Raw genomic sequence first — 7,308 nt, 5'->3', positions numbered from 1 at the left:
ACAAAATGAGTCAAAAGTGATCTCCATCGATGTTATTCAGCGATCTGTTCAAATGTTATTACCCGATCTCGATGGAAGTTATTGAGTGATCTCCTTTCATGAAAATACGCAGGTGGAACAAAGTCAGTAAACATCGGGGGATTTATGTACCAATAAGGGATATGTGCCCTTGCCATTTTTTAAAAGGAGTCTCTGTGTACAAAAAAGAGAGGAACAGGCCATTCGATCTACTCGTTGATTCACATCAGATAATGAGTGTATATTTCGGTAGATAGCTTGGGTTCGGGAACAGTGAATGTCTTAAGTTTCAAAAGGTTGGATTAACCTCTTGACTGTGGCCCCCGCAACCAACACCTATGATGCTGATAAACCGCAATGTGTTTCACAAATTGCGGTTTTTTTGTACCTGAAATCTTCCTTAGCTGAACTCACAGCACGTTTTTTATCTCCCTTCCTGCAAAGAAATCTATTATCGACCTGGCAACGTATATCCCGGTTTGCTGGTATGACTCAACGGTGGCGGCCGCAATATGCGGCGTTGTAATGATATTCCTGGCATGTAGCAATGGGCTAAATTGCGCTAGCGGTTCAGAGCTAAACACATCCAGCGCTGCAAAAACATTTCGTTCTTCAATTACCTGAAGTAAAGCACCCTCATCCAGCAACTTTCCCCTTGCGGCGTTGATGATAAGAGCACCATTGCGCATCATCGACAAATATTTATGACTAATGAAGTTCTCCAGCTCCGGAGAAAATGGCAAAAGAACGATGATGACATGAGACTGCATAAAGATATCTTCAATTGATACGAACTGAACTCCATCTTTGCCTGCGGCCTGGAAATCGGGTTGTTTGTCAAAAGCTAAAAGCTCAACATCAAAACCAGATAACCTTTTCGCCAGTGTTTTGCCAATATTGCCGTAGCCAAGCAGGCCAATACGTTTACCTTGTAACTCGCAGCCATGCGACTCGCCCCAATAACCATTTTGCATTGCATGATAGCTACCGGGGATATTTCTCATGCTCGCAAAAATAAGACCGATGATAAATTCCGCGACTGCATTTGAATTAATCCCAACAGCATTATTGACCACAATACCTGATTGTCGAGCCGTATGAAGATCAATATTATCAATCCCTGTCCCGAATCTCGATATTATTTTCACTCCTGGTAGTCGCGATAACGTATCCGCTTGATAACAATCTTTTCCGGCAATGACTGCGCAAATAGATTCTCGTAATACTGTGGATTCTGATTTAACCAGATGCTCCACATTATTCTTGATAATAAGGTTAAAATGATTTTCTCTTAGCAGCTTGCTGGCAGAAACACAACGCGCTGAAAAGCTGGGAACGGTGACCAGAACGTTTTTCATAGCTGACACTCACATCAATGAACGCCACCCCAAAAGATGGCGTGACCGGTTACTGTTTTATATTCTAAAATTATGAGTTTGCTTTAATACCGAGCGCACCTCCTGGATGATATAAGCCGAAATCAGCACGAGTAAACTTTTTCAATTCGGAGAGCGCAAGCGCCACCGCATCACCAACAACCAGAACGACTGTTGATGAGCATGACGGCGCTAAACCTAAATTATCCGCCTCACTTTTTACGGGAATTTCAACGGATAAATCACAACTTATCGCAAGCGATGAGCGATGACTGCGGGTAAAGGAGATCAAATAATTACCCATTTTTTTCAGACTAGGTAGTGTTGCCAGGATTTCTGTCGTCTCACCACTGTTTGAAATAAGAATAACAACATCATCTTTCGCCACCATCCCAAGATCGCCGTGTACGGCTTCAGTACCGTGAACAAAAAACGAGGGAGTTCCAGTGCTGGCAAATGTTGCGGCGAGTTTTCGGGCAATAATACCGGACTTACCGACACCAATAAAAACAACTTTCCCCTGACAAGACTGTAATACTTTAATTAAATTTGCGACCTCCGAAAGGGGGGAATCAATAACTTCTTCAACTGCTTTATGTTCGTTACGCATAAAATGTTTAATGAGATGGATAAGATCCGTACTGTTCATTTTTATTTTCCTTGATTAATATTTTTAATTACACTCGCAAGACGCGTAAGCCCCATATATAATTTTTCTCGACCGCAGGCCAGGTTCAGACGAAGGTAGCCCTCCCCCTCCGTTCCATAGACATTCCCCGCCATAATGCCCACTTTGCCTTCATGAATTAATCGACTGTAGAATTCATCAAAGGAATAACCAATAGCAGAGCAATCTATCCACGAAAAATAGCAACCATCAGCTGGCCTTACGATCAATTCTGGAGTATTTTCGTTCAGATACTGCTGGGTGAATTGAATGTTAGAGGCAATATGTGCCTTTAATGACTTTAACCATCCCTCACATTCGTTATAGGCAATAATAGTTGCAATTATATTCAGTACGGATGGGGAGTTTACAAAATCGCGATATCTTGATATCGTTCTGAACTTATGATTAAAATTATCGTCAGTTGAAATCATATACGATCCTGTTAGCGCAGGAACATTAAATGTCTTCGATATCGAATTAAACACCACTACTTTTTCTTTTTTTATTTTAAGCGCAGATGTAAAGCTACGATTAAAAACAAAATCACTGTGAATTTCATCTGAACATAACCAGACATTATGTCTTGCACAGCTTGCAGCGATTTTATGCAGATCTTCTTCCGACCAGACGGTTCCTGTCGGGTTATGAGGATTACATAATAACACCATCTTTGCGCTTTGAATCTTAAGATCAAAATCTTGCCAATTGATAGCGTAGCCCCCCTCATTTTTTATAATCAAAGAGGCTGTCAGAATATTTCTCTCACTATGTTTAATTATATCAAAAAATGCATTATAGACAGGTGTAAAAACGAGAATATTATCACCATGCGATGTCAATAACTCTATTGCTTTAGCAATGGAGTACATCACGCTTGGGCTATAGGTTATCCATTCTGGTTTGATTTCAGTTTTATATTGTTGATGATACCAATTGACTATCGCATTCAGATAGTCATCATGCTGCCAACGGCTGTACCCTAAAATCGGGTGTTCCAGACGTTTTCTTAATGCCCTGATGATAGCTTCCGGTATCGGAAGATCCATATCTGAAATAGAGAATGGTAATACATCTTTTACACCAAATCTGTCCTCGCAAAAGTCCCATTGGGTACAATATGTTCCTTTGCGGGAAATAGGAGTATTAAAAACATCCATCAGCATATCCCCATGTAGTTATCCATATCCCGACGCAAGGCGATGACTTTAGTACCGATAATGACTTGTAGGGTATTTTGATCAAGTTTAACAACCGCAATTCCGCCAGCTCTTTTTATTGCTGCCTCGTCAATCAATCCCATATCTGCGATTGTTAAACGTAAACGAGTTACGCAATTATCCAGGGATTTAATATTCTCTTTACCACCAAGTGCCTTAACCATCTGCTCCGCTGCTTGCAGCTCTGATTTATCAAGCGTTGGGATATCCGCTATAGCCGTATCCTCATGAGCGTTCAGCGTGACAGGACTGGACTCTTCACGGCCTACCGTCATCAGGTTAAATTTGAGAATAGTCCAACGGAACACAAAGTAATAAATAAAGAAATAGGCCACTTCGACACACATCGCTATTGGCCAACCTGTTCTTGTGCCACGCAATACGCCAAAGCTAATAAATTGAATCAGATCGCCAGTAAATCCCATCTTCACGCCCATATATGGCAAGACCATGTTGGCGAAGCCATTCATAAAAGCATGGAAGACAAATAGCAGTGGACTGACAAATAAGAACAGAAACTCAATCGGTTCGCTGACGCCGCCAATAATGACTGTAAGCACCCCGGAAATAAGCAATGCTTTGATAGCTTTTCTGTTTTGAGCATGAGCAGTGCGATACATCGCCAGCGCGGCACCAGCCAGACCATACTGAATCATCAGTTTGCCCTGTTCCATTTTCCCCGCCAAATCCAGCGGAATGACCGCATTCTCTTTGACGTACGCCATAAACATGTTCAGGGTGCCATAATACTCTTCGCCGCCGATCACTGCCGATCCGCCGATGGGGGTAAAGCGGAAAACTGACGTCACCAGGTGATTTAAACCAAAAGGTATCGTCACGCGTTCGGCGACTGCATAGAAAAAATAGCCAACAGGACCGGAAGTTGAAATCCAGTGGCCAATGAGCATGAAAAGATTGAAAAATGGCGGCCAGATAAAAGGGATGATCAGACCAAATCCACTCATCACAATCAGTGTAATAATAGGCACCAGGCGTGGACCACTATAAAATCCTAATGATTCAGGAATACGTAAGTTAACGATCTTTTTATACATACTGGCGACTAATAATCCTGCTATAATCCCACCCAACACACTGGTATTGTAGGACTGGATTCCCAGAATAATGGTTTGCCCATGTGTCGACATTTGATCAGCAGCGACCAATAAGTCATGTTGTTTAAGATAAAAGTTCGTTCCCAGATGCATCGCCATGAAACCAATTAAGCCAGAAAAAGCGCCATAGGCTTTATCCTCTTTCTCTTTTAATAACCCCAGAGGTATAGCTATCGCAAACAATACAGGTAAATTGACAAAGGCAAACAAACCAAGGCTAACAATAAAATCAAGAATGGTTTTAATTACGGGAATAGCCAGTAGTGGAATTAATTTTGCCATATCATCGCTGGCTAAACCACTTCCTAGCCCTAACATCATGCACATACACTTAGCAGAGCGATGGGATACATAAATGCCTTTCCCAGGCTCTGAAAAAAACTCCAGGCTTTCTTTTGTTTCATGCGGGTTATCTCATATAAATGTTATATATAATTAGTCCATTAATACTTTGGTGCGAATAGAGAGATATAGTTTTTCTTCCAAAATCAATTCATATTTAAAAGTGGCGTACAAATACCTTTCAATTTCATGAATTGCGCGCTGTAACAGAATGTCTTTCTCAAGAAACTGTTCATAGAGATCACCAATATCTTTCTGTTTTATTTTTTCATTGCATAATACGCGACTTGAAAAATATTTAAGGTGTATCATGAACCTGGAATAATTAAATGAACTTCTGTCCACCTTTCTGTTATAAACAACTTCAATAAGCCCCGTGATTATTTGCGACAACTCAATAATCCGTACTGATTCATAATCAACTGAATTTTCATAATTATTTAAGATATGCAATGCTATAAAACCAATCTCATCATCAGGAAGTTGAACGCTGAATTGCTCATTAATGATAGTTAATGCATCGCGACTTATCGCATACTCTGCTTTGTACAACGCTTTGATTTCATCAAGGAAAACATTATTAATTTGTATGCCTGAAGCGACTCGGGATATTGCATTCGAAATATGATCAGCAAGAATCAATAGTAGCGATGGATTGAGATTTTTTTCGAGATTGTTCTCCGCATATTGCACTATTTTTTCGGCAACAAAAACATACTCGATATCCACATGCTCAATCAATTTGTAGAGTTTATTTTTTTGTTCATTTCTGACATAAAAAATCCGGTTAGCCGGATGCTCAGGGACCGACATTCCATATTTTTTGTTGTAACCGACGCCAGGCCCAGAAATGATAACCTCCTGTCCATTCATCGATGCCTGTACACAATTATTGTTCATGACTTTTTCGATGATCATTCCATAGCTCCAAAAAAAAAGGCAAGGCACGTCAGAAGTAATAACTACTTCAAACATTGCCTTGCCTGATTTAACAGTTACAAGATGATTAACTAATGCATATACATTACACGGAATTGTGCTTAATTAAAGAGATGGTCGGCTTATTTTTCAAGCCGACATTCAAATATTCGACATCAGTCACAAAACCAACGTCTAATATTCAGGTAAATATTATCTATTCAACGAAATATAAATTCATTGAATAAATAAAAACATTATCCCCTTCTCGCCAGCGTCGCCCCATCGGCAAAATACGCCTTTATCCCTGCGAGGATTGATTCCGCAACTTCCTGCTGGAAGGTTGCCGTTTTCAGTTTACGTTCTTCCTCAACGTTACTGATAAACGCCGTTTCGACCAAAATGGAGGGTATATCAGGCGCTTTCAGCACGGCAAACCCGGCTTGTTCAACCTGATTTTTATGCAGCTTGTTGATTTTACCGAGCTTATTCAGCACCGCTTTACCAAACTTCAGGCTGTCGGCAATGGTCAGCGACTGCACCATATCGAACATGGTGTGGTCGACATAGCGGTCACCGCTTTTGCTCACGCCACCAATCAAGTCCGAGGCGTTCTGGGTTTGTGCCAGATATTTTGCCGCAGTACTGGTTGCACCTTTGGTTGAGAGCGCAAACACAGAGGAACCGCTCGGCTGACGACTGGTAAAGGCGTCGGCATGGATAGAGACAAACAGGTCGGCACGCTGTTTCTGGGCTTTTGCTACGCGCACTTGCAACGGAATGAAGATGTCTTCATTGCGCGTCATGTACACCTTCATATTGCCCTCTTTCTCGATCAGAGAGCGCAGACGGCGAGCTATTTGCAATACCACGTCTTTTTCGCGCGTTTTGTATTTCCCCACCGCACCGGAGTCTTCGCCACCGTGGCCAGGGTCAAGCATAATGACAATCGGACGATCGCGCCCTGCTTTACCTGGTTGTGGACCACTTTGCGCTGGCGGCACCTGCTTTTCGAGGTCGCCTTTGTTGTAATCCTCCAGCAGCGCCAGCAGCGGGTCCTGCATATCCTGTGCATTGGCCGGATAGAGGTCCATCACCAGACGCTCTTTAAACCCGGCGACCGGCGCAAGGGCAAACAGCTGCGGTTTTACGTTTTGCTTTAATTCAAAAACCATGCGTACGGTTTGCGGGTCAAATTGCCCGACGCGCGCCGACTTGATGAACGGGTCGTCTGCACGAATTTGTGCCGCCATCCCCTTGAGTACCGAGTTCAGGTTTACATCTTCGATATCCACCACCACGCGTTCCGGGTTACTCAACGCGAACTGCTTATATTTCAGCTGACGATTTGATTCTACCGTCACGCGGGTGTAGCTGGACGCAGGCCAGACGCGCACCGCCACGACCTGGCTGACCGCAGCCAGGCTGACCTGACTTACGCTCAATAGCCACATGGCACCCGCGCCTTGCAGTAAACGACGACGGCTGATTGCAGTGTTGGATCCTGACATGCCTCTCCCGAGCAAAAGAAATCTAAGCTGTGTAACAAGTAAACGACCAATTTGACCGGAAACTTTAGCGAAAGACGCATAATCTGTCATCTATAAAACGGTAAACATTCTTTTTATATTCACGGTATTACTGATAAAAAA

Annotated in this window: 5 protein-coding genes and 1 pseudogene; all 6 read right to left on the bottom strand. The window is 42.5% G+C overall.

Going from position 1 to position 7,308, the window contains the following annotated elements; translation table 11 throughout:
- Window positions 1-428 precede the first annotated feature (428 nt).
- A complete protein-coding gene (locus ACJHWT_RS12720; protein WP_001318019.1) occupies window positions 429-1,376 on the bottom strand; it encodes a phosphoglycerate dehydrogenase in 948 nt (315 codons plus the stop codon).
- A gap of 70 nt (window positions 1,377-1,446) precedes the next feature.
- Entirely contained in the window at window positions 1,447-2,043 is a 597-nt protein-coding gene (locus ACJHWT_RS12715) for an SIS domain-containing protein (RefSeq protein WP_001089172.1), read from the bottom strand.
- Between the two features lie 2 nt (window positions 2,044-2,045).
- On the bottom strand, window positions 2,046-3,221 hold the full coding sequence (locus tag ACJHWT_RS12710) for a MalY/PatB family protein (protein WP_000382402.1): 1,176 nt from the start codon (window positions 3,219-3,221) through the stop codon (window positions 2,046-2,048).
- Window positions 3,221-4,800 (bottom strand): annotated as a pseudogene (locus tag ACJHWT_RS12705) (PTS transporter subunit EIIC). Before ACJHWT_RS12705 ends, ACJHWT_RS12710 begins: the two are co-directional and overlap by 1 nt.
- A 31-nt stretch (window positions 4,801-4,831) precedes the next feature.
- Window positions 4,832-5,656, bottom strand: a complete 825-nt coding sequence (locus tag ACJHWT_RS12700) for a PRD domain-containing protein (protein ID WP_001318021.1) — start codon at window positions 5,654-5,656, stop codon at window positions 4,832-4,834.
- Between the two features lie 257 nt (window positions 5,657-5,913).
- Window positions 5,914-7,167: an N-acetylmuramoyl-L-alanine amidase AmiC gene (gene amiC / locus ACJHWT_RS12695; RefSeq protein WP_000016907.1), complete on the bottom strand. Its 1,254-nt coding sequence runs from the start codon at window positions 7,165-7,167 to the stop codon at window positions 5,914-5,916.
- Window positions 7,168-7,308 lie beyond the last annotated feature (141 nt).

It is taken from the genome of Escherichia sp. WS338, from assembly GCF_046486405.1.
GTDB lineage: Bacteria > Pseudomonadota > Gammaproteobacteria > Enterobacterales > Enterobacteriaceae > Escherichia > Escherichia coli.
This window is presented reverse-complemented; position numbering and strand designations above follow the sequence as displayed.

Bases quoted from the DNA above. Each gene is read 5' to 3' on its own strand.
- ACJHWT_RS12720 (WP_001318019.1), bottom strand. From the start codon at position 1,376: ATGAAAAACGTTCTGGTCACCGTTCCCAGCTTTTCAGCGCGTTGTGTT.
- ACJHWT_RS12715 (WP_001089172.1), bottom strand. From the start codon at position 2,043: ATGAACAGTACGGATCTTATCCATCTCATTAAACATTTTATGCGTAAC.
- ACJHWT_RS12710 (WP_000382402.1), bottom strand. From the start codon at position 3,221: ATGGATGTTTTTAATACTCCTATTTCCCGCAAAGGAACATATTGTACC.
- ACJHWT_RS12700 (WP_001318021.1), bottom strand. From the start codon at position 5,656: ATGATCATCGAAAAAGTCATGAACAATAATTGTGTACAGGCATCGATG.
- amiC (WP_000016907.1), bottom strand. From the start codon at position 7,167: ATGTCAGGATCCAACACTGCAATCAGCCGTCGTCGTTTACTGCAAGGC.